This window comes from Kitasatospora sp. NPDC097691 (assembly GCF_040302665.1).
Taxonomy (GTDB): domain Bacteria; phylum Actinomycetota; class Actinomycetes; order Streptomycetales; family Streptomycetaceae; genus Kitasatospora.
The window spans coordinates 1-22,004 of the sequence record NZ_JBEORY010000042.1; the positions used below are offsets into that span (position 1 = coordinate 1).

The following is a 22,004-nucleotide window of genomic DNA, read 5'->3' on the forward strand; positions in this document are numbered from 1 at the left end:
TGCCCACGAAGAAGCCCAGGCAGATCCAGCCGAGCACCCGCGCGCCCGTGCTGTGCCCACCGTTCACCAGGCTGCTCACCGGGTAGGCCAGGTAGGTCATCCACAGCAGCATCCAGGCGACCTTGACCAGCATCTGCCGCCTGGTCTCCACCGGGGAGCCGGGGACGTTCATGAACGACGCGCGCGCCACACCCACCTCCGGCGACTCGTCGGTGCGGTGGGTCCGGCGCGCGTCGCTCATGTGGATCATCATGCCTGGCGGGTGTCACGGCGGTACAGGGCCGCCGCGGCGACCACGAACACCACGAGGAAGCCGGCCAGCCCCGCGGCCGCGACGGTGTCCGGCGAGTGCCCGGGCTGGGTGAAGGTGGCCAGCTTGTTGTACAGGAACACCGGATTGAACCGGGCGAACCGCTCCAGCGAGTCGCTCACCGGGAACCAGGTGCCGCCGAGCAGCGCCATCGCCATGTAGGTGATCATCACGATCGGCTGCACCGAGTCCGGCGCCGCCGCGTAGCCGAGCGCCACCCCGAGCGCCGCGAAGACGAAGCTGCCCAGCCACAGCGCGGCGGCCAGCCCGATCCACTGCGCCGCGCCCAGCGAGACGCCCTGGCTCGCGCCGACCGCGAAGACCACCAGGATCGCCGGCAGCGTGGTCACCGCGCTCGCCGCGATCTTGCCCATGGTGTACGCCCGGCCCGGCAGCGCCGTCAGCCGCAGCTGGCGCGTCCAGCCGGTCTTGCGCTCCAGCGAGATCCGCTGCGCGTTGCCGGTGAGCACCGCGCCGACCGCCCCGAAGGTGGCCATCGAGACCATGAAGTACGTCTTCACCGGCAGTCCGCCGGCCTGGCCGGCGGCGCCGTAGGCGTGGATGAAGAAGACGTACATCAGCGCCGGGTAGGCCACGGTGAAGAACAGGTAGCGCCGGTTGCGGAAGGTCCGCAGGACCTCCAGCTTGATCAGGGTGGTCATCGCGCACTCTCCAGGGCCGCGTCGTTCCGGTCCAGCTCGCCGGTGATGGTCAGGAAGGCCTGTTCCAGGCCCACGCCGGTGACCTCCAGTCCGCGCGGGTACAGGCCCGCCCGGTAGAGCCCGGCGACGCTCGCGTCGGCGTCCGCGGTACGGATCCGCACCGTCCGCACGCCCGGGACCCGGGCGGTGACGTCCAGCGACTGCACGCCCGGCAGGGTGCGCAGCACGGCCTCCTCGAACCGGCCGTCCGCGTCGTGGAGTTCGAAGGCGATCCGGCGGGCCCCGGCCCGCGCCTTGATCTCCGCGGAGCTGCCGTCGGCGATCAGCCGGCCCCGGTGCAGCACCAGGACGCGGTCGGCGATCGAGTCGGCCTCCTCCAGGTAGTGGGTGGCGAACAGCACCGTGCGCCCGGCGTCGGCCTGCGCCCGCATGCTCGCCCAGAACGACTGCCGGACGCTGACGTCCATGCCCGTGGTGGGCTCGTCCAGCACGATCAGGTCGTTGTCGCCCGCGATCGCCAGGGCGAAGCGGACCCGCTGCTCCTGACCGCCCGACAGTTTGTCGACCCGGCGCTCCGCCAGCTCGGTGATCCCGGCGTCGGCCAGCACCTCCGGGACGGACCGGCCGCGCGGGTGCACGTCGCAGGCGAGCCGCACCAGCTCGCGCACCTTGACGTCGGACATCAGCCCGCCGCTCTGCAGCATCGCGCCGACCCGGCCGGTCCCGATCGCCGCCCGCGGGGTGCCGCCGAACAGCGTCACGCTGCCCTGGTCGGGCTCGCGCAGTCCGAGCAGCAGGTCCAGGCTGGTGGACTTGCCGGCGCCGTTCGGGCCGAGCAGGGCGACGGTCTCGCCCGGCCGCAGCACGAGGTCCAGCCCGTCCACGGCGCGCACCCGCCCGTAGCTCTTGCCCACGCCGCGGAAGGCGGCCACCACCTCGGTGTCCATCGCCCGGCTCCTCTTCCCTGTTGGTGTCGCGTCCCTTGCTGTTCGCACCACCTCAGAGTCCCGCGCGGGCGGGGGCCGACGGCAGTGTCCGCCGTCGTGCCTTCGGTATGACGGATGTCATGCCGACGGCCGGTACCCGTGTCAGCCCGGTGGGGCGGTCGGGGTACCGGCCGTCGGACGCGTCGGTCAGGAGCCCTGCATCCCCAGCGAGCGCTTCACGAAGTCGACCTGGAGCAGCAGCAGGTTCTCCGCGACCTCCTCCTGCGGGGTCATGTGCGTGACGCCGGACAGCGGCAGCACGGTGTGCGGGCGGCCTGCGGCGAGCAGCGCCGAGGAGAGCCGCAGGGTGTGCGCGGCCACCACGTTGTCGTCGGCCAGCCCGTGGATGATCATCAGCGGGCGCTCCAGGCCGGCCGCGTACCCGTTCAGCGAGTTGGCGGCGTACACCTCGGGCCGCTCGGCGGGGTCGCCCAGGTAGCGCTCGGTGTAGTGGGTGTCGTACAGCGCCCAGTCGGTCACCGGCGCGCCGGACACCGCCGCGTGGAAGACGTCCGGGCGGCGCAGCACGGCGAGCGCGGAGAGGTAGCCCCCGTACGACCAGCCGCGGATGGCGACCCGGCCGAGGTCCAGCGGGAACTCCCCGGCGAGCGCCTGCAGCGCCTCCACCTGGTCGTCCAGGGTGGCCCCGGCGAAGTCGGAGGCGATCGACTTCTCCCAGGCCGGCCCGCGCCCGGGGGTGCCGCGCCCGTCGGCGACGACCACCGCGAAGCCCTGGTCGGCGAACCACTGCGAGTTGAGGTGCGGGTTGTGCGCCTGGACGACGCGCTGGCCGTGCGGGCCGCCGTACGGGTCCATCAGGACGGGCAGCTGGCCGTCGCGCTCGCGGTCGTAGCCGGTGGGCAGGAAGACGGCGGCCGGGATGCGGCGCTCACCGGCGAAGCGGAACACCGGGCGGGCGGTGATCACCGGGGTCTCGGCGTACGAGGCGACGGTGGCGATGTCGTCGACCACCACGCCCTCGGGCAGGTCGCGGGCGACCTGCACCAGGGTGCCGGGCAGGTCGGGCTCGGCGGTGGCCCGCACGGTGACCCCGCCGCCGTGCACGGCGTTGGTGACGGAGGTGAACGGCCGCCCGTTGGCGGACTCCCAGCCCAGCCGCTTGCCGTCGTGGCTGATCCGGCCGACGGCGATCCAGCCGGGCTCGGGGTCGGTCTCGGCGGCGCCGCCGGAGGCGGTGAAGAACACCTCGTCCTCGGTGACGGTGATGACGGACCTGACGTGCAGGTCGGCCCCGGTGACGGCCCGGTCGCCGACCACCAGCGCGCGCACGCCCCCCTCGTCGGAGATCCGCACCAGCTTGCCGTCCGGGGTCCACGCCGGGACGCCCGGGAACAGCTCCAGCCAGGCCCCGTCCTTCTCCTCGTGCAGCACCTCGGTGGCGCCGGTGGCCACGTCCAGGCCGAGGATCCGCTGGCTGCGCTGGTCGCGGGACTGCACCTGCAGCAGCGGCACGCCGCCCTTCGACCAGTGCACCCGGCCGAGGTACGGGAAGGCGGCGCGGTCCCAGACCACCTCGGTGCGCCCGCCGTGCAGGTCGAGCACCCAGAGGCCGACCTCGGCGTTGGGGGTGCCCGCCGCCGGGTAGGCGACCTCGGCGGGCTCGCGGTCCGGGTTGGCCGGGTCGGCGATCCACCAGCGGCGCACCGGGCTGTCGTCGGCGCGCTCGACCAGCAGCCGGTCGCTCTCCGGGGACCACCAGAAGCCGCGGTCGCGGTCCATCTCCTCCTGGGCGATGAACTCGGCCTGTCCCCAGGTGACGTTCGGGCCGTCCGGCTCGGCGAGCACCCGGTCACCGCTGCCGTCGGTCCGGGACAGCCGCAGCTCGCCGGCGGTGTTGGCGTACGCGACGTGGCTGCCGTCGGGCGACGGGCGCGGGTCCAACAGCGGCCCCCGGGCGGGCAGTTCGGCGGTGGTGCCGGCCGCAAGGTCGGCGGTGAACAGGCGCCCGGAGAGGGCGAAGGCGGCCAGCGCGCCGGCCGCGTCCAGGGCGTAGCCGACGATGCCGGCCGAACCTTCGCGACTGCGCTCGCGGCGGGCCTTCTCGGCCGGCGAGAGGTCCTCCTCGCCGCCGCCGAGCAGGACCGCCGGGTCCGCGGCGATCCGCTCCTCGCCGGTGGCGGTGTCGAGGACCCAGAGCAGGTTGGCCCGGTCGCCGCCGGAGGACGAGCGGAGGAAGAGGACCCGCGAGCCGTCCGGTGCGACGGAGAAGGAGCGGGGCGCGCCGACGGTGTAGCGCAGGGTCCGCGCGTACTGCCGGGGGAAGGTGTCCGCAGGGGTGTGGGAGGTCATGGCACCAGACCCTACGACGCCGAACTGCCGCTGCCGGGAGGCTGGTGATCACTCGTTCGGAGCATCGTCGCGAAGTACGCCCCAAAGAGCTCCAAACCCCCTCCGACCGGCCCATGCGCCCCGTGAGTGCCACGATGCCCCGGCGCGCGGGGACTCACTGAATGTAATGCCCCCCTTACCCATCGGGTATGACTGGTCAGGCGAGTGATCGTCGGCCCCGTCCCGGGCCCCGGTCGCCCGCAGCCCCAGTCCCGCACCGTTCCACCGCCGCCCTCCCCAGGGGGGTGGCGCGCCCGAGAAGGGGTTGTGAGCCGACATGGCCATGAACATCTCCGCAGCCGTGCTGATGCTGGTCATCGTGGTGCTGCTGATCCGCCGCTCCGGCCTGAAGCTGGCCCACGCCATCGTCTGCGCGCTGCTCGGCTTCTACCTGGCCTCCAGCTCGATCGCCCCGTCGATCAGCCAGGTCACCACCAACCTCGCCGGGATGATCAACGGCCTGAGGCTCTGACCCCACCCGGCCGGTGGTTAGGCTTCCTCCCATGACCGCGACTACCGGCCGCCGACTCCTCCTGGTGCACGCGCACCCCGACGACGAGTCGATCGGCAACGGCGCCACGATGGCCCGGTACGCCGCCGAGGGCGCCCGGGTCACGCTGGTGACCTGCACCCTCGGCGAGGGCGGCGAGGTGATCCCCCCGGAGCTGGCCCACCTGACGGCCGATCGGGAGAACACCCTCGGCGCGTACCGGATCGGCGAGCTGACCGAGGCGATGCGCGCCCTGGGCGTCACCGACCACCGCTTCCTCGGCGGCCCGGGGCGCTACCGCGACTCCGGGATGATGGGCGTGGCCGACAACGACGTGCCCGGCTGCTTCTGGCAGGCGGACGTGGACGAGGCGGCCGACCACCTGGTCGCGGTGATCCGCGAGGTGCGGCCGCAGGTGCTGGTCACGTACGACGAGAACGGCGGCTACGGCCACCCGGACCACATCCAGGCGCACCGGGTCGCGATGCGCGCGTACGAGCTGGCCGCCGACCCGGCTCACCGCCCCGAGCTGGGCCCGGCCTGGCGGATCGGCAAGGTGTACTGGAACCGGATGCCGCGTTCGGTGATCGAGGCCGGGCTCGCCGAGACCGCCGCCAAGGCGTCCTTCCCGGGCGTCGCCCAGCCGTCCGACGTCCCCGGCGTGGTCGCCGACGAGGCCGTCACCACGGCGCTGGACGGCGCCGCGTACTCCGGCCGCAAGGCGGCCGCGATGGCCGCGCACGCCACCCAGATCACCGTGGACGGCGCCTTCTTCGCGCTCTCCAACGACCTCGGCCAGCCCCTGCTCGCCACCGAGTACTACCAGTTGGTGCGCGGCCAGGCCGGCCCGGGAGCGCCGGAGGACGACCTGTTCGCGGGCCTCGGCGACGCGGCCGCGGGTGCCGGGGAGGGCGCGCGATGAGCAAGCCCGCCCCGCAGCCCCCGAGCCGCTCCCTCCCGGCGAGGGTGCTCGGCACCCGCGAGGAGCGCCTGGCCGAGCCCCAACCCCCGCGCGCCGCCCGGATCGCGGCATATGTCCTGTTCTTCCTGCTGGGCATCGCGGTGTCGGTCTGCGGATCCTTTGTGCAGGCCCTGTGGCCGCCCGTGGGGGTCCTGCTGGCCCTCGCCGCGACCGCCGCGACCTTCTACGGCGGCCTGCGGGTCACCGGCACCCGGCTCGGCGCGGGCGCGCCCGCGGCCGGCTGGTTCCTGGCGATGCTGCTGCTGATCGTGCCCCGGCCGGAGGGCGACAACGTGCTGTGGTCCAACGCCACCTCGCTGGCCTGGCTGTTCGCCGGCTCGGTGCTGGGCGTGATCTGCGCCACCCTGCCCACCCGCACCAGCTGGTTCCCCGGGGTGCCCGGCCCCCCGCGCTGACCACGGCGGAGCGCGGCGTACGGTACCGCGTACGACGCGCAGTCAGGAGCACACGGCCTTACTCTCATACCGGAGGAACCGGACGTATCAGGATCTGTCCGAAGCCGTTCACCGCTCAGATCTTCCCAGTATGGTGGTCCCGCAGAACGCCGTACCCGACCGCCGCCCGCCCCAGCCGGGCCCGGCGACCACGAACCGCGGTCGCGCCGCACGGCCCGCCCGCGAACCCGGAGCAGAGCAGCATTGAGCAGCCGCGAATCTGACAACGCCCACCCGACGCCTCGGCGCACGGGCCCGGACGCCTACCCGTCGGGCACCCCGCCCTACGGCACGCCGGGGCCCTCCGGCGGCGACCGGGCCGGGGCCGGTACCGGCCAGGGCACCGCGGACGGCGGCGAGGACGACGGCCCGAAGACCGAGACCACCCTGACCACCCGGGTCCGGATCAACATCCCCGGCTCGCGTCCGATCCCGCCGGTCGTCGTCCGCAGCACCGTCAAGAACGAGGACGGCCCCGCCGAGGAGGCCCCGGCCGCCGCCGAGCAGGGCGGCCCGCGCCACCGCTCCGCGCCGGCCTCGCCCGTCCTCGGCGTGATGGACGGCGGCAGCGGCACGGCCACCCCGCCGAACCTGCCGCCGGAGTGGGAGATCCCGCCGATCCCGCCGGCGACCTCCGAGTCGGAGTCCACCGGCGCGTGGTTCCGGCCGCGCCAGAAGAAGGCGCCGACCGCCGAGCCCGCCCCGGCCGCCGTGCCGGCCGGTGCCCCGAGTGCGCCGGACGCCCCGTCGGGCGCCGCCGCCGAGGCCCGACCGCAGGGTGCCCGCCCGGCCGGCGGCGCTGCCGCCCGTGCCAACGGCGCTCCGAAGGGCCGTCCGGTGCCCGCCCAGGGCAAGACGTCGAACCCGGGTGCCCCCGCCGCGCCGTTCCGCGCCGACGCCCCGGCGGAGGAGCCCGGCGTCTACGAGCCCGCCGACCCCTTCGCGCCCGTGGCCGACCCGTTCGGCCCGACCCCCGGCCCCGACGCCGGCACCCGTGGCCCGCGCGGCGGCCGCCCCCAGCAGAACCGTCCGCAGCAGCAGAACGGGGCGCGTCAGAACGGCGCCCGGAAGAACGGCCCCCGCCAGGGCGGCCCGCAGGACGGCCTCCGGCCGAACGGCCGCCCGGCCGGCCCGCAGGGTGCGCCGGCCGAGCCGAACCCGGAGGACACCTCGGTCGACGGCTTCCAGCCGATCCGCGAGAACACCCCGCCGCCCGCCGGGATATCCGGCCCGCCCCGCAACGGCGCCCCGCGCGGTGCCGACGGCCGCACCCAGCCGGGCCTGTTCGCCTCGGCGCCGACCGGCGCCGACCCGTTCGCCACCCAGCGCCCGGCCGCCCCCGGCCAGGACGGCCCCGCCGCCCCGGCGGCGCCCGGCGGGCTCTTCCCGGGCACGCCCGGCGCGGGCCCGCAGCCCGGCCGTCCCCAGCAGGCCGGCTCCGACCCCGAGGCCACCGAGTTCACCCCGCTGCCCACCCCGCCCGCCGGCCCCCGGCCGCCGGGCGCCCCGGGCGGGAAGGGTGCTCCCTCGCCCGCCCCGGCGCCGTCCCCGGCTCCGGCCCCGGCCCCCGCCAAGGCCCAGTCCGCCCCCGCGCCCGCCAAGACCAAGCGCGGCGGCGCCGGCAAGAAGCTGGTCAAGCTGGGCGTCTACGGCATCGGCGGTGTGCTGTTCCTCGGCGCCGCCGCGTACGGCACCGGCCTGATGCTCAACCAGTCCGACGTCCCCAAGGGCACCGTGGTGCTCGGCACGGACATCGGCGGCAACAGCCGTGACCAGGCGATCCACTCGCTGGACTCCTCGGTCGGCAAGGCCGGTCAGCAGCCGCTCAAGCTGAAGATCGGCGACCAGACCCTCGACCTCGACCCGACGGTCGCCGGCCTGAGCTTCGACACCACCGCCACCGTGGACGGCCTGGCCCAGCACAGCTACAACCCGGTCGACGTCATCAAGTCGATCCAGGGCGGCAGCAAGGCCGTCGCGCCGGAGGTCAAGGTCGACCGGGCCAAGCTCAAGGCCGCCCTCGACTCGCTGACGGCCGGTTCGGGCCAGGGCCTGCAGGAGGGCTACGTCAAGTTCGGCGAGCCCAACGGCGAGCCGATCGTCGTCCCCGGCCGGGCCGGCCAGGCAGTGGACTCGGCGAGCGCCCTGGACGTGGTCGAGCAGGCCTACCGCGACCGTGCCGACGGCAAGCCCGACCAGCCGATCGCCCTCGCCGTCACCGCCGCCCAGCCCAAGGTCTCCGCCCAGGCCCTGCAGGCGGCCGCCGACGGCCTCGGCAAGCAGGTGGCCGCCGGCAAGGTGCACGTCGCGGCCGGCACCAAGACCTGGGACTTCGGTGGCAAGACCGCCGCCAAGGCGCTCACGCTCGTCCCGGACGCCTCCGGCAAGATCGTGCCCAAGTGGGACCTCGACGCGCTCTCCGCCCAGCTGGGCGGCGTGTTCGACAAGGTGAAGTTCAAGAAGAACGGCCAGACCGTCGCGATCACCCCGCAGGACGTCGCGGACGGCATCGCCTCGGTCTTCGACAAGACCGGCGACAAGGACCGCACCTTCAAGTTCGCCGTCTGACGTACCGCCTCCCGTCGGGGGGCGGGGCCGCACCGGTCCCGCCCCTCGACAACCCCACCTCCCGGTCAGCAAGATGTGACGCCACACCTTCCGTCACACCCACCCCGGGAGCACGCCGATGAGCCGCCGCCTCCAGCACCACGGGACGGCCCTGCTCGCCGGTCTCACCGCCCTCACCCTCTCGCTCGCCCTCTGCTCCTGCGCCTCCGGCCAGGGCGGCGACGGCATCGACGCAGTGGCGTCCGCCCCCGCGACGCCCAAGCTGACCTCGGTCGACATCAACCCCCACGACCGCGGCCAACTGCGCCAGGGCGGCACGCTGAACGTGGCGATCACCCAGTTCTCCCGCCAGTGGTCGCCGATCCACGGCGACGGCAGCGAGTCCTCGACCATCGCCGTCACCAAGCCGCTGCTGCCGACCTTCTTCCGCTCGGACGCCGCCGGCGCCCAGACCGTCAACCCGGCCTATCTGCAGGAGGCCCACGCCGAGTTCAAGGACGGCCGGCAGGTGGTCACCTGGACGCTCAACCCGAAGGCCCACTGGTCCGACGGCACCCCGATCACCTGGCGCGACATCGAGGCCAACTGGCGGGCCCTGAACGGCAAGGACCCGGCCTACAAGCCGTCCAGCAGCACCGGGTTCGAGCTGGTCTCCTCGGTCGAGCGCGGCAAGGACGACTTCCAGGCCGTGATGACCTTCGACCGGCCCTTCTCGGAGTGGCAGTCGATGTTCAACGGCGCCGCCAACGCCCCGCTGCTGCCGGCCGGCCGGATCTCCACCCCGGACCTGTTCAACACCGCCTACCTGGACGCCATCCCGGTCACCGCCGGCCCGTTCAAGGTCGAGCAGCTCGACCGCGCCACGCAGACCGTCACCCTGGTCGCCGACCCCACCTGGTGGGGCGACAAGCCGATGCTGGACCGGATCGTCTTCCACGCGATGCTCCCCGACGCGATGCCCGACGCCTTCGCCAAGGGCCGGCTCGACCTCGTCAACATCGGCCCGGACGTGGCCGGTTACCAGGCCATCCGGAACACCAAGGGCGCCGTCGTGCGCCGGGCGGGCGGTCCGGACTTCCGCCAGATCACCCTGAACGCCCGCACCCCCGCGCTGAGCGACGCCGCCGTGCGCCAGGCCGTGTTCCAGGCGATCAACCGGGACGTCGTCATCCGCGCCGACCTCAACGGCCTGGACTGGCCCCCCGTGACGCTCAACAACCACCTGCTGGTCGCCAACCAGAGCGGCTACCGCGACAACTCCCTGGGCCTGGCCCGCTACGACCCCACCGAGGCCGCCCGCAAGCTGGACGCGGCCGGCTGGAAGCTCGACGGCGACGTGCGCAAGAAGGACGGCCGCGAGCTCAACCTGCGGATGGTCATCCCGGCCGGCGTCACCCAGGCCCAGAACGAGGCCGCGACCACCACCAAGATGCTCAAGGACGTCGGCATCAAGGTCAGTACGGTGACCGCCGCCGCCAACGAGTTCTTCGACAAGTACATCAACCGCAACGACTTCGACATCACCGCCTACTCGCTGCTCGGCACCCCCTTCCCGGCCAGCGGCAGCCGCGCCAACTTCGTCCAGAACGGCGGCACCAACCACGTCGGCGCGGGCAGCGCCGCGGTCGACTCCGCGCTCGACCGGGCCGCCGCGGCGACCGACGCGGCCACCACCTCCGAAGCCATCAACCAGGCCGACGGCGAGCTCTGGAAGGTGGCCGGCGTCCTGCCGCTCTACCAGCGCCCGCAGCTGTACGGCGCCCGCGCCGACCTCGCCAACATCGGCGCGCAGGGCCTGTCCGACATCGTCTGGGAGAACGTCGGCTTCCTGAAGTAGGCCGGAGCGGCCCGGCGGCGGGCTCAGCCGTGCAGCGTCTCGCGCCAGTAGTGGCAGGCGCTGTGGCGGCCCGCCAGCTCCTCCCCGTGCTCGCCCACCACCGGGAGCAGCGGCGGGAGTTCGCTCCGGCAGCGGTCCTGCACCCGGTCGCAGCGGGGGTTGAAGGAGCAGCCCTCCGGGATCCGCAGCAGGCTCGGCGGCAGGCCCTTGATGGCGTGCAGGTCCTGGCCCTTCTGGTCCAGCCGCGGGATGGAGGCCAGCAGGCCCTTGGTGTACGGGTGGGCCGGGCGCGCGTACAGCTCGTGCACCGGGGCGGTCTCCACGATCCGGCCCGCGTACATCACGGCGATCTTGTCCGCGACGTCGGCGACCACGCCGAGGTCGTGGGTGATCAGGATCAGGCCCATGTTGAACTCGGCCTGCAGATCGGCCAGCAGGTCCATCACCTGGGCCTGGACGGTCACGTCCAGCGCGGTGGTGGGCTCGTCCGCGATGATCAGGTCCGGCTCCAGGGCCAGAGCCATCGCGATCATGATGCGCTGGCGCATACCGCCCGAGAACTGGTGCGGGAAGTCGCCGACGCGCTGCCGGGCGGCCGGGATGCGCACCCGCTCCATCAGCTCGACGGCCTTCTCCCGGGCCTCCTTGCGGGTGACGCCGTGGTGCACCCGGAACATCTCGCCCAACTGGTAGCCCACACTGAGCACCGGGTTGAGGGCGGACAGCGCGTCCTGGAAGATCATCGCGATCCGCCGGCCCCGGACGGCCCGCCGGGCGTTGGCGCTCATGGTCAGCAGGTCCTCGCCCCGGAACAGCACCCGCCCCGAGGTGATCCGCCCCGGCGGTACGTCCAGGATGCCCATGACCGCCTGGGCCGTCACCGACTTGCCCGAACCGGACTCGCCCAGCACCGCCAGCGTCTCGCCGGCCGCGACGGAGTAGCTCACCCCGTTGACGGCCTTGGCGACGCCGTCCCGGGTGTGGAACTCCACGTGCAGATCCTCGACCTCCAGCAACGGGGTCCCGGGCGCCAGGCCCTCCCGGCCGCCGCCGGTCACCTCCACCGCGTCCATGTGGGCAGCCCTCCTCAGCGCAGCAGCGACCATCGACAGGCGCAGAGCAACTATCAAGGAACGGACCGCACTTGGCGAGCCTGCGGCAGATCTCTTTTCCATCACGGGACGGACGGCGAAGGGCGCGCCCCCGCGACGAGGACGCGCCCTGGAGAGAGACCTCAGTCGGTTCCCGGCCCGTTCTCGGGCTCCGCGCCGCCCTGCCCGGCCGCGCCCTGATCGCCCTCGCGCTCCGCCGCGCCCTGCCCGGCCGCGCCCTGTTCGCCCTCGCGCTCCGCCGCGCCCTGCCCGGCCGCGCCCTGTTCGCCCTCGCGCTCCGCCGCGCTCTGCCCGACCTCGCGCTCCGTCGCGCTCTGCTCGATCTCGCGCTCCGCCGCGAAGTGACACGCCGAGTCGTGGAACGCCGCCCCGTCCAGCCACGACGGCGAGGCGAGCAGCGGCACCTCGACCTCGCACCGCTGCTGCGCCTTCCAGCAGCGGGTGCGGAAGCGGCAGCCGGAGGGCGGGTTGGCCGGCGAGGGCACGTCCCCGGTGAGCACGATCCGGTCCCGGGACGCGCGGGCCATCGGGTCCGGCACCGGCACCGCGGAGAGCAGCGCCTGGGTGTACGGGTGGGTCGCGTGGTCGTAGATCTCCGCGTCGCTGCCGATCTCGACCAGCCTCCCGAGGTACATCACGCCGACCCGGTCCGAGATGTGCCGGACGATCGAGAGGTCGTGCGCGATGAACATGTACGACAGGTTGAACTCGCCCTGCAGCTGCTCCAGCAGGTTGATGACCTGCGCCTGCACCGACACGTCCAGCGCCGACACCGGCTCGTCGCAGATGATGACCTCCGGCTTGAGCGCCAGCCCCCGGGCGATGCCGATGCGCTGGCGCTGGCCGCCGGAGAACTGGTGCGGGTACCGGTTGATGTACTCCGGGTTGAGCCCGACCACGTCCAGCAGGTCCTGGACGGCCTTGCGGCGGTCGCCCCTGGGCGCCACCTCGGGGTGGATCTCGAACGGCTCGCCGATGATGTCGCCGACCGTCATGCGCGGGTTGAGCGAGGTGTACGGGTCCTGGAACACCATCTGGATGTTCCGGCGGACGGCCTTCAGCGCGCCCCCGGAGAGGCGGGAGATCTCCTCCCCCTTGTACCGGACCGAGCCCCCGGTGGCCGGCTCCAGGTTCATCAGCACCTTGGCCAGCGTGGACTTCCCGCAGCCGGACTCGCCGACGATGCCGAGCGTCTCGCCCTGCATCAGGTCGAAGCTGACCCCGTCGACCGCCTTGACCGCGCCGACCTGCTTCTTGAACAGGACGCCCTGGGTCAGCGGGAAGTGCTTGACCAGGTCCCGGACCTCGAGGATCGGCTCGCCGCGCGGCACCTCCTGCGCGAAGACGACCTCCTCCGGTACCGCCGCGCCCAGTGCGCTGGCCCCGTTAGCGGTCATGGAGGGTCTCCTTCCAGAAGAAGCAGGCGCTGCCGCGCCCCTCCAGCGGTGTCTCGTCGTCCTCGGTCACCGGGAACAGGTCCGGCACCTCGGCCCGGCAGACGTCCTGGGCGCGCGGGCAGCGCGGGTTGAAGGCGCATCCCCGGGGAATCCGCAGCAGGTTGGGCGGCAGGCCCTTGATCGCGTAGAGCTCCTGACCCTTCTGGTCCAGCCGCGGGATGGAGTCCAGCAGGCCCCGGGTGTACGGGTGCGCGGGGCGCGCGTACAGGTCGTGCACCGGGGCGGTCTCGACGATCCGGCCCGCGTACATCACGGCGATCTTGTCCGCGACGTCGGCGACCACGCCGAGGTCGTGGGTGATCAGGATCAGCCCCATGTGGAACTCGGCCTGCAGCTCGGCGAGCAGGTCCATCACCTGGGCCTGGACGGTCACGTCCAGGGCGGTGGTGGGCTCGTCCGCGATGATCAGGTCCGGCTCCAGGGCCAGTGCCATCGCGATCATGATGCGCTGGCGCATACCGCCCGAGAACTGGTGCGGGTAGTCGTTCACCCGGTCCTTGGCCGCCGGGATGCGCACCCGGTCCATCAGCTCGACGGCCTTCGCCTTGGCCTCCGCGCGGGAGACCCCCCGGTGGGCGCGGAACATCTCGCCCAGCTGGAAGCCCACCGACAGCACCGGGTTGAGGGCGGACAGCGCGTCCTGGAAGATCATCGCGATCCGCCCGCCGCGGATCCTCCGCCGTTCCTCCTTGCTCAGCTTGAGCATGTCCTGGCCCCGGAAGCGGATCTCGCCGCGCGGGATCCGGGCCGGCGGCATGTCCAGGATGCCCATGATCGCCTGCGCCGTCACCGACTTGCCGGAGCCGGACTCGCCGAGCACGGCGAGCGTCTCGCCCGCCGCGACGGAGTAGTTGACGCCGTTCACGGCCCTGGCGACGCCGTCCCGGGTGACGAACTCGACGTGCAGGTCCCGGACGTCGAGCAGCGGCCCCTCGTACGGTGCCTCCCGCCCGCCCTTGGTGGTGTCCACCGCTGTGTTCACGATGCGCTCCCTCGCTCAGCGAAGCTTCGGGTCGAGGGCGTCGCGCACCGCGTCGCCCATCATGATGAAGGCCAGCACGGTGATGGACAGTGCCGCGGCCGGGAAGAACATCACGTAGGGCGCGGTCCGGATCACCTTCTGGGCGGAGGAGATGTCGATGCCCCAGGAGATGGTCGGCTCCTGCAGGCCGATCCCGAGGAAGCTCAGCGTCGCCTCCGTCGCGATGTAGCCGCCGAGCGCGATGGTCGCCACCACGATCACCGGGGCGACGGCGTTCGGCAGGATGTGCCGGAACATCAGCCGCCCGGTCCCGGCCCCGAGCGCGCGGCCGGCCACCACGTAGTCCGACTGTTTGACGGTCAGCACCGCGCCGCGCATCACGCGGGCGATCTGGGTCCAGCCGAGGACGACCAGCGCGAAGACCACGGCCCACACCGTACGGCTGGAGAAGCCGTTCAGCAGCACCAGGGCGCCGAGCAGCAGCGGGATGCCGAAGAAGATGTCGATGATCCGGGAGATGACCGCGTCGAGCGCGCCACCGAAGTACCCGGCGACCATTCCGGTCAGTCCACCGAGCACGGTGACCCCGGCGGTCACGACGATGCCGACGGTGATCGAGGCGCGGGCGCCGTAGACCACCCGGGCGTAGATGGACCGGCCCTGGGCGTCGTAACCGAACCAGCCGGCGCCGAAGAAGTCCGTCCAGTCCGGCCGCTTGAGGTAGTCGTGCACCAGGTCGGCCTTGCGCGGATTGGCGTCGGTGAAGGCCCAGGGGAAGATCGCCATGAGCACCAGCAGCACGATCAGCAGCACGGAGATCAGGAAGATCGGCCGCCGCCGCAGGTCCCGCCAGGCGTCGCCCCAGAGGCTGCGGGCCTCCTCCCGCTTCTCCACGTCGGGTTCGATCAGCGTCTCCTGCTCGACCGCCATGCCCTGCTCCCCGGCGTAGTCGAGGTGCGACACACCCGGCTTCGGGTGCGGCTCGTACGAGCCCTCGTCGTGGATGTCAGGCATAGCGGATCCTCGGGTCCAGGACCGCGTAGAGCAGGTCGACGAGCAGGCTGGCGATCAGGTAGATGATCACCAGAACGGTCACGATGCCGACCACGGTCGGGCCTTCCTTCTGGTTGATCGCCCGGTACAGGACGTTGCCGATGCCCTGCACGTTGAAGATGCCCTCGGTGACGATCGCCCCGCCCATCAGCGCACCGAGGTCGGTGCCGAGGAAGGTGATCACCGGGATCAGCGAGTTGCGCAGCAGGTGGCGGGAGACGATGGTCCGCCGGGGAAGCCCCTTGGCGGTCGCGGTGCGGATGTAGTCGGCCCGCAGGTTCTCGCCGATGGACGTCCGGGTGAGCCGGGCGACGAACGCGAGCGAGAGCGAGCCCAGCACGATCGCCGGCAGGATCAGCTGGGTGAGGTCGTAACTGTCCTGCACGGTCGGTGTGACCCAGCCCAGGTTGGTGGCGAACACGGTCTGCGCGATGTACGCGAGCACGAAGACCGGGATCGAGATCACCACCAGGGTCAGGACCAGCACCAGGGTGTCCGCGATGCTGCCCCGCTTCAGCCCGGAGAGCACACCGAGGGCGAGGCCCACGACGATCTCGTAGACGAAGGCCAGCAGCGCCAGCCGGATGGTGACCGGGAAGGCGTCCGCCATGATGTCGGCGACCGGGCGGCCGGTGAAGCTGGTCCCGAAGTCCCCCTGGAACAGGTTCCCCATGTAGTGCAGGTACTGCTTCCAGAGTGGCTGGTCGAGGTAGTACGTGTGCTTGATGCTGGCGACCACGGCCGGGTCGGCGGCCTTCTCGCCGAACAGCGCCACCACCGGGTCGCCCGGCAGTGTGTAGACCATCACGAAGATCAGGAACGTGGTGCCGAAGAACACCGGGATCATCTGCAGCACCCGCCGCAGCACGTAACTGCCCATCCGGGCCTCCTTCCTAGGTGCCCGACCGGCGGGCCGGTCGGCCGGGAGGCCGCGCCCCGCCCTCCGTGCGGGGAGGGCGGGGCCGGCGCGAGGGGATCAGGGCCCGGGGATCAGCCCTTGACCTCGACCTGGGTCCAGGCCGGGTTGCCGAAGGAGTCGAACGTCACGTTCTGCACGTTGGTCGAGTAGCCCGAGTTGGTGCGGTAGTACCAGAGCGGGATGGCCGGCATGCCGCCCTGCAGCACGGCCTCGGCCTGCTGGTAGCCGGTCGTCGAGTCGCTGACGCTGGGGGCCTCGTCCGCCTGGGTCGACAGCTGGTCGAACTGCGGGTTGCTGTACCCGGTGTCGTTGGACGCGGCGCCGGTGCGGTAGACGTCGGCCAGGAAGTTGGCGTTCAGCGGGTAGTCCTGCACCCAGCCGGTGCGGAAGGCGCCGTTGAGCTGGTGCGCGGTGATCGCCGCCCGTGCGGTCTTGAAGTCCGGCTTCGGGTCGCCGAGGCAGTCGACGCCGGTGTTCTGCCGGATCGAGTTGCAGACCGCGTCGACCCACTCCTTGTGGCCGCCGTCCGCGTTGTAGGTGATCAGCACCTTGTTGCCGGGGACACCGCCGCCCTGCTGGATCAGCTGCTTGGCCTTGGCGGGGTCGAAGTTGCAGAAGTCCCCGCAGGTGCCCGCCTTGTAGCCCTGGACGCCCTCGGCCACCCAGGCGCTGGCGGGCGCCCGGGAGCCCTGCAGCACCGTCTTGGTGATGGTCGGGCGGTCGATCGCCATCGACAGGCCCTGGCGCACCTGGGCCTTCTCCGGCGCGGCCCAGTCGGCCTGGTAGAGCGTGAAGCCGATGTTCTGGATGGCGCCCTGCGGGGTGTCCACCGCCCGGTCGCCGAGGTCGCTCTTGTACGTCGCCAGTGCGGACGGCGGCACCTGGTCCATCACGTCCAGGTTGTTGGACTGCAGGTCGGCGTAGGCGGCCTCGGCCGTGGTGTACATCTTGAAGACGATGCCGCCGTTCTTCGGCTTGTCCACGCCCTGGTAGTCCGGGAAGGACTTGGTGACCACCTGGGTGTTGTGCGCCCAGCTGACGAACTGGTACGGGCCGTTGCCCACCGGCTTCTGCCCGTACCCGGCCGGATCGCTGAAGAAGCCGTCCGGCAGCGGCGAGAAGGCGATGTAGCCGAGCTTGTACTCGAAGTACGAGACCTTGTGGTTCAGCTTGATGGTGAAGTGCAGGTCGTCGGTGACGGTCAGGCCGGACATCTTGTCCGTGGTCGGGCTCCCGGTGGCCGGGTGGATGTCCTGGTAGCCCTCGATGTCCGAGAACCAGGAGCTGTTGATCTGGTTGCTGGCCGGGTTGGCGGCCCAGTTCCAGGCGTTGACGAAGTTCTTGGCCTGCACCGGGGTGCCGTCGTGGAACTTCCAGCCGCTCTTCAGCGTGACGGTGTAGGTCTGCGAGTCACTGGTGTCGATCGAGTCCGCGACCTGCATCCGGAGCTGGGCATTGCTCGGGTTGTAGTCGACCAGGCCCTTGAAGAGGTTCTGGATGATGCGACCACCACCGACCTCGTTCGCATTGGCGGGCTGCAGCGGGTTCTGCGGCTCGTTGCTCTGGTAGCTGAAGGTCTTGCTGGTGTCCGACGAGCTGCTGCCTCCTCCGCCGCTGCTGCTGCACCCGGTGGCCACCAGGGCCACGGACGTCGCAACGGCGAGGACCCAACGAGCACGGGCGGCTACGGGCATGGAGGTCCCTCCTCATGGTGTGTGTCGCATCACACCCCATGAGAAGCGCGCCCCGGCGACGGCGCGAGTCGGGTGCACCCGGACGGGTGCCTCGACCCCCCTGCCGAGTTGACGCAGCGCCGGATCCACGCAGCGCCGGAATGACGGAAGGGCCCGTGGCGGGAAGCCACGGGCCCTTCCGGGGAGAGCGGGGATCAGGCCGCGGCCTGCTCCCGGACCTCGGGGAAGTGGCAGGCCGAGTCGTGCGCGGCCGCGCCCTTCAGCACCGAGGGGACCGCGAGCAGCGGGACCTCCTCGGCGCAGCGGTCCTCCGCCTTCCAGCAGCGGGTGCGGAAGCGGCAGCCGGACGGCGGGTTGGCCGGCGAGGGGATGTCGCCGGTCAGGATGATCCGGTCGCGGGACTCGCGCGCCGTCGGGTCCGGCACCGGCACCGCGGAGAGCAGCGCCTGGGTGTACGGGTGGGTGGCGTTGTCGTAGATCTGCTCGTCGCTGCCGATCTCGACCATCTTGCCCAGGTACATCACGCCGACGCGGTCGGAGATGTGCCGGACGATCGAGAGGTCGTGCGCGATGAACATGTACGACAGGTCGAACTCGTTCTGCAGCTGCTCCAGCAGGTTGATCACCTGCGCCTGGACGGACACGTCCAGGGCGGAGACCGGCTCGTCACAGATGATGATCTCGGGCTTGAGCGCGAGACCGCGGGCGATGCCGATGCGCTGGCGCTGGCCGCCGGAGAACTGGTGCGGGTACCGGTTGATGTACTCCGGGTTCAGACCCACGACGTCCAGCAGGTCCTGGACGGCCTTGCGGCGGTCGCCCTTGGGCGCCACCTCGGGGTGGATCTCGAACGGCTCGCCGATGATGTCGCCGACCGTCATGCGCGGGTTGAGCGAGGTGTACGGGTCCTGGAAAACCATCTGGATGTTGCGGCGGACGGACTTGAGCGCCGCGCCGGACAGCTGCGAGATGTCCTCGCCCTTGAACAGCACCTGACCGGAGGTGGCCCGCTCCAGGTTCATCAGCACCTTGGCCAGCGTGGACTTGCCACAGCCGGACTCGCCGACGATGCCGAGCGTCTCACCCTTCTTCAGCTCGAAGGAGATGCCGTCGACGGCCTTGACGGCGCCGACCTGCTTCTTGAACAGGATGCCCTGGGTCAGCGGGTAGTGCTTGACCAGGTCCTTGACCTCCAGGATGTTCTCAGCCATGGAGGGTCTCCTTCCAAAGGTGGCACGCGCTGCGGCGGCCGGTGAGCTCCTTGCCGTCCTTGTCGGTCACGTGGTGCAGCGCCGGGATCTCGGTGCGGCACAGGTCGGTGGCGACGTCGCAACGGGGGTTGAACGCGCAGCCGGCCGGGACCTTCAGCAGGTTCGGGGGGAGGCCCTTGATCGCGTAGAGCTCCTGGCCCTTCTGGTCCAGGCGCGGGATGGAGCGGAGCAGGCCCTTGGTGTACGGGTGCGCGGGGTTCGCGTACAGCTCGTGCACCGGGGCGGTCTCCACGATCCGGCCCGCGTACATCACGGCGATCTTGTCCGCGACGTCGGCGACCACGCCGAGGTCGTGGGTGATCAGGATCAGGCCCATGTTGTACTCGGCCTGCAGTTCGGCGAGCAGGTCCATCACCTGGGCCTGGACGGTGACGTCCAGGGCGGTGGTGGGCTCGTCGGCGATGATCAGGTCGGGCTGCAGGGAGAGCGCCATCGCGATCATGATGCGCTGGCGCATGCCGCCGGAGAACTGGTGCGGGTAGTCGTTCACCCGCTGCCGGGCGGCGGGGATGCGCACCCGGTCCATCAGCTCGATGGCCTTCTCCTTCGCCTCCTTCTTGGAGGCGCCCTGGTGCACCCGGTACATCTCGCCGAGCTGGTAGCCGACGCTGAGCACGGGGTTGAGGGCGGAGAGCGCGTCCTGGAAGATCATCGCGATCTTCTGGCCGCGGATCTTCCGGCGCTCCTCGTTGCTCATGGTGAGCATGTCCCGGCCGCGGAACAGGATCTCGCCCTGGGTCACCTTGCCCGGGGGCATGTCCAGGATGCCCATGATGGTCTGCGCCGTCACGGACTTGCCGGAGCCGGACTCACCGAGCACGGCGAGCGTCTCGCCCGCCGCGACGGAGTAGTTGACGCCGTTCACGGCCTTGGCGATCCCGTCCCGGGTGTGGAACTCCACGTGGAGGTCCTTGACCTCCAGGAGCGGGGTTCCGACTTCGAGACGGTCGTTCTTCTGGTTGTTCTCGATCACGGTGGTCATCGGGTCGTCACCTCTTCTCTCAGCGGAGCTTCGGGTCGAGGGCGTCGCGCACCGCGTCGCCGAGCATGATGAACGCGAGCACCGTGATGCTCAGCATTCCGGCGGGGAAGAACAGCGCGAAGGGCGCGGTCCGGATCACCTTCTGGGCCGAGTTGATGTCGATACCCCAGGAGATGGTCGGGTCCTGCAGGCCGATGCCGAGGAAGCTCAGCGTCGCCTCGGTGGCGATGTAGCCGCCGAGCGCGATGGTGGCGACGACGATCACCGGGGCGATCGCGTTCGGCAGGATGTGCTTGAACATGATCCGGCCGGTGCCGGCGCCGAGCGCCTTGGCCGCCGTCACGAAGTCGGACTGCTTGACCGTGATGACCGAGCCGCGCATGACGCGGGTCATCTGGGTCCAGCCCAGGGCCACCAGCGCGAAGACCACGCTCCAGATGGTGCGCGAGGTGAAGGCGTTCAGGATCACCAGGGCGCCGAGCAGCAGCGGGATGCCGAAGAAGATGTCGGTGACCCGGGAGATGATCGTGTCGACCCAGCCGCCGAAGTAGCCGGCGAGCATACCGGTGAGGCCACCGAGGATGGTCACACCGAGGGTGACGGTGATGCCGACCACGACCGAGGCGCGCGCGCCGTAGACGACGCGGGCGTAGATGCTACGGCCCTGGAGGTCGTAGCCGAACCAGTCGGCCTGGAAGAAGTGGCCGTAGTTCGGCTTCGTCAGGTAGTGGTTGCGCAGGTCGCCGGCGCGCGGGTCCACCGAGGTGAACAGGCCCGGGGCGATCGCGATGACGATCAGCAGCAGGATCAGCAGCGCGGAGATCACGAAGATCGGCTTGCGGCGCAGATCGTGCCAGGCGTCCGAGCCGAGGCTGCGGGGCTTCTCCGGCTTGGCCGCCGGGGCGTCCGCGCCGCGCTGGGCCGGGATGTCCCCGGCGGTCTTCTTCTCGGTCAGGTCAGGCATAACGGATCCTCGGGTCCAGGACCGCGTAAAGCAGGTCGACGATCAGGCCGGCGGCCAGGTACACGATCACCAGGAAGGCCACGAAGCCGGAGACGGTCGCGCCCTCCTTCATGTTGATCGCTTGGTACAGCGCGTGACCGACACCCTGGACGTTGAAGATGCCCTCGGTGACGATCGCGCCGCCCATCAGGGCACCGAGGTCGGTGCCGAGGAAAGTGACGACCGGGATCATCGAGTTGCGCAGCAGGTGGGTGCCGATGACCTTCCGGCGCGGCAGGCCCTTGGCCACCGCGGTGCGGACGTAGTCGGCCTTGATGTTCTCGGCTATGGAGGTACGGGTGAGGCGCGCGACGTAGGCCAGCGACAGCGAGCCGAGCACGACGGCCGGCAGCACCAGCTGGGTGATGTCGTTGCTGTCCTGGACGGTCGGGGTGACCCACTTGAGGTTCTGCCCGAAGACCGTCTGGACGATGAAGCCGAGCACCGGAACCGGGATCGAGATCAGCAGCAGGGTGAAGACCAGGGTGCCCTTGTCGAACAGCTTGCCGCGGCGCAGGCCGGAGAACAGGCCGATGCCGATGCCGATCACGATCTCGATGACGAACGCGAACAGCGCCAGTCGGACCGTCACGGGGAGCGCCTCGGTGATCTTGTCGAGCACCGGGCGGCCGTCCAGCGAGGTACCGAAGTCGCCGGTGAACAGCTTGCCCATGTAGTCGAGGTACTGCTGGACCAGCGGCTTGTCGAAGCCCTGCTGGTGCTTCAGGGCGGCGAGCTGCACCGGGTCCGGTGCCTTGTCGCCCCACAGCGCTGCCAGCGGGTCACCGGGCAGCAAGTGCACCATGAAAAAGATGAGTGCGGTCGTTCCGAGGAACACCGGGATCATCTGGAGCAGTCGCCTCGCGACAAAGCGCCCCATCGTGCCTCCATGTATGACTCTGCCGGGCCCGTC

At 71.4% G+C, this 22,004-nt stretch carries 17 protein-coding genes and 2 pseudogenes; 5 read left to right on the forward strand and 14 right to left on the reverse strand.

The window, feature by feature from the left end:
- The 4 genes and pseudogenes from ABTY56_RS25665 to ABTY56_RS25680 form a co-directional block, all read right to left on the reverse strand.
- Window positions 1–241, reverse strand: a pseudogene (locus ABTY56_RS25665) (hypothetical protein); the annotation flags it as partial.
- 8 nt (window positions 242–249) lie between these two features.
- Window positions 250–972, reverse strand: a complete 723-nt coding sequence (locus tag ABTY56_RS25670) for an ABC transporter permease (RefSeq protein WP_350631528.1) — start codon at window positions 970–972, stop codon at window positions 250–252.
- Window positions 969–1,859: pseudogene (locus ABTY56_RS25675) on the reverse strand (ABC transporter ATP-binding protein); the annotation flags it as partial. The gene ABTY56_RS25670 and the pseudogene ABTY56_RS25675, both read right to left, overlap by 4 nt.
- A 246-nt stretch (window positions 1,860–2,105) precedes the next feature.
- Complete coding sequence (locus ABTY56_RS25680) at window positions 2,106–4,268, reverse strand: S9 family peptidase (RefSeq protein ID WP_350631530.1); 2,163 nt, start codon at window positions 4,266–4,268, stop codon at window positions 2,106–2,108.
- Between the two features lie 316 nt (window positions 4,269–4,584).
- On the opposite strand from ABTY56_RS25680, the gene ABTY56_RS25685 reads away from it, so the two are divergent.
- The 5 genes from ABTY56_RS25685 (at window position 4,585) to ABTY56_RS25705 (ending at window position 10,618) form a co-directional block, all read left to right on the forward strand.
- Complete coding sequence (locus tag ABTY56_RS25685; RefSeq protein WP_350631531.1) at window positions 4,585–4,779, forward strand: DUF2304 family protein; 195 nt, start codon at window positions 4,585–4,587, stop codon at window positions 4,777–4,779.
- A 31-nt stretch (window positions 4,780–4,810) separates the two neighbouring features.
- Window positions 4,811–5,719: an N-acetyl-1-D-myo-inositol-2-amino-2-deoxy-alpha-D-glucopyranoside deacetylase gene (mshB, locus tag ABTY56_RS25690; protein ID WP_350631532.1), complete on the forward strand. Its 909-nt coding sequence runs from the start codon at window positions 4,811–4,813 to the stop codon at window positions 5,717–5,719.
- Window positions 5,716–6,174 carry a DUF6113 family protein gene (locus ABTY56_RS25695; RefSeq protein WP_350631533.1) on the forward strand — a complete coding sequence of 153 codons (459 nt, stop codon included), beginning with the start codon at window positions 5,716–5,718 and terminating at the stop codon, window positions 6,172–6,174. Before mshB ends, ABTY56_RS25695 begins: the two co-directional genes overlap by 4 nt.
- Before the next feature lie 243 nt (window positions 6,175–6,417).
- Window positions 6,418–8,781, forward strand: coding sequence for a peptidoglycan binding domain-containing protein (locus tag ABTY56_RS25700; RefSeq protein ID WP_350631534.1), 2,364 nt, complete (start codon window positions 6,418–6,420; stop codon window positions 8,779–8,781).
- 118 nt (window positions 8,782–8,899) lie between these two features.
- Window positions 8,900–10,618 carry an ABC transporter family substrate-binding protein gene (locus ABTY56_RS25705; protein WP_350631535.1) on the forward strand — a complete coding sequence of 573 codons (1,719 nt, stop codon included), beginning with the start codon at window positions 8,900–8,902 and terminating at the stop codon, window positions 10,616–10,618.
- A 23-nt stretch (window positions 10,619–10,641) separates the two neighbouring features.
- Here the strand turns inward: ABTY56_RS25705 and ABTY56_RS25710 are convergent, their stop codons facing one another.
- The 10 genes from ABTY56_RS25710 to ABTY56_RS25755 all read right to left on the reverse strand — a co-directional run bounded on the left by ABTY56_RS25710 (window position 10,642) and on the right by ABTY56_RS25755 (window position 21,971).
- The gene (locus ABTY56_RS25710; protein ID WP_350631536.1) at window positions 10,642–11,691 is read right to left on the reverse strand and encodes an ABC transporter ATP-binding protein; all 1,050 of its coding nucleotides are present in this window, start codon (window positions 11,689–11,691) and stop codon (window positions 10,642–10,644) included.
- A gap of 161 nt (window positions 11,692–11,852) precedes the next feature.
- Window positions 11,853–13,127 carry an ABC transporter ATP-binding protein gene (locus ABTY56_RS25715; RefSeq protein WP_350631537.1) on the reverse strand — a complete coding sequence of 425 codons (1,275 nt, stop codon included), beginning with the start codon at window positions 13,125–13,127 and terminating at the stop codon, window positions 11,853–11,855.
- A complete protein-coding gene (locus tag ABTY56_RS25720) occupies window positions 13,117–14,172 on the reverse strand; it encodes an ABC transporter ATP-binding protein (protein ID WP_502893184.1) in 1,056 nt (351 codons plus the stop codon). The genes ABTY56_RS25715 and ABTY56_RS25720 overlap by 11 nt, the downstream gene beginning before the upstream one ends.
- A gap of 12 nt (window positions 14,173–14,184) precedes the next feature.
- Window positions 14,185–15,099, reverse strand: coding sequence for an ABC transporter permease (locus ABTY56_RS25725; protein ID WP_350631584.1), 915 nt, complete (start codon window positions 15,097–15,099; stop codon window positions 14,185–14,187).
- A gap of 76 nt (window positions 15,100–15,175) precedes the next feature.
- On the reverse strand, window positions 15,176–16,102 hold the full coding sequence (locus tag ABTY56_RS25730; protein ID WP_350631539.1) for an ABC transporter permease: 927 nt from the start codon (window positions 16,100–16,102) through the stop codon (window positions 15,176–15,178).
- Between the two features lie 110 nt (window positions 16,103–16,212).
- Window positions 16,213–17,835 (reverse strand): peptide ABC transporter substrate-binding protein, encoded by a 1,623-nt coding sequence (locus ABTY56_RS25735; protein WP_350631540.1) that lies wholly within the window; start codon window positions 17,833–17,835, stop codon window positions 16,213–16,215.
- 194 nt (window positions 17,836–18,029) lie between these two features.
- The gene (locus tag ABTY56_RS25740; protein WP_350631541.1) at window positions 18,030–19,046 is read right to left on the reverse strand and encodes an ABC transporter ATP-binding protein; all 1,017 of its coding nucleotides are present in this window, start codon (window positions 19,044–19,046) and stop codon (window positions 18,030–18,032) included.
- A complete protein-coding gene (locus tag ABTY56_RS25745; protein ID WP_350631542.1) occupies window positions 19,039–20,088 on the reverse strand; it encodes an ABC transporter ATP-binding protein in 1,050 nt (349 codons plus the stop codon). Before ABTY56_RS25745 ends, ABTY56_RS25740 begins: the two co-directional genes overlap by 8 nt.
- Before the next feature lie 19 nt (window positions 20,089–20,107).
- Window positions 20,108–21,052 carry an ABC transporter permease gene (locus ABTY56_RS25750; RefSeq protein ID WP_350631543.1) on the reverse strand — a complete coding sequence of 315 codons (945 nt, stop codon included), beginning with the start codon at window positions 21,050–21,052 and terminating at the stop codon, window positions 20,108–20,110.
- Window positions 21,045–21,971: an ABC transporter permease gene (locus ABTY56_RS25755; protein ID WP_350631544.1), complete on the reverse strand. Its 927-nt coding sequence runs from the start codon at window positions 21,969–21,971 to the stop codon at window positions 21,045–21,047. Before ABTY56_RS25755 ends, ABTY56_RS25750 begins: the two co-directional genes overlap by 8 nt.
- Window positions 21,972–22,004: the final 33 nt, after the last annotated feature.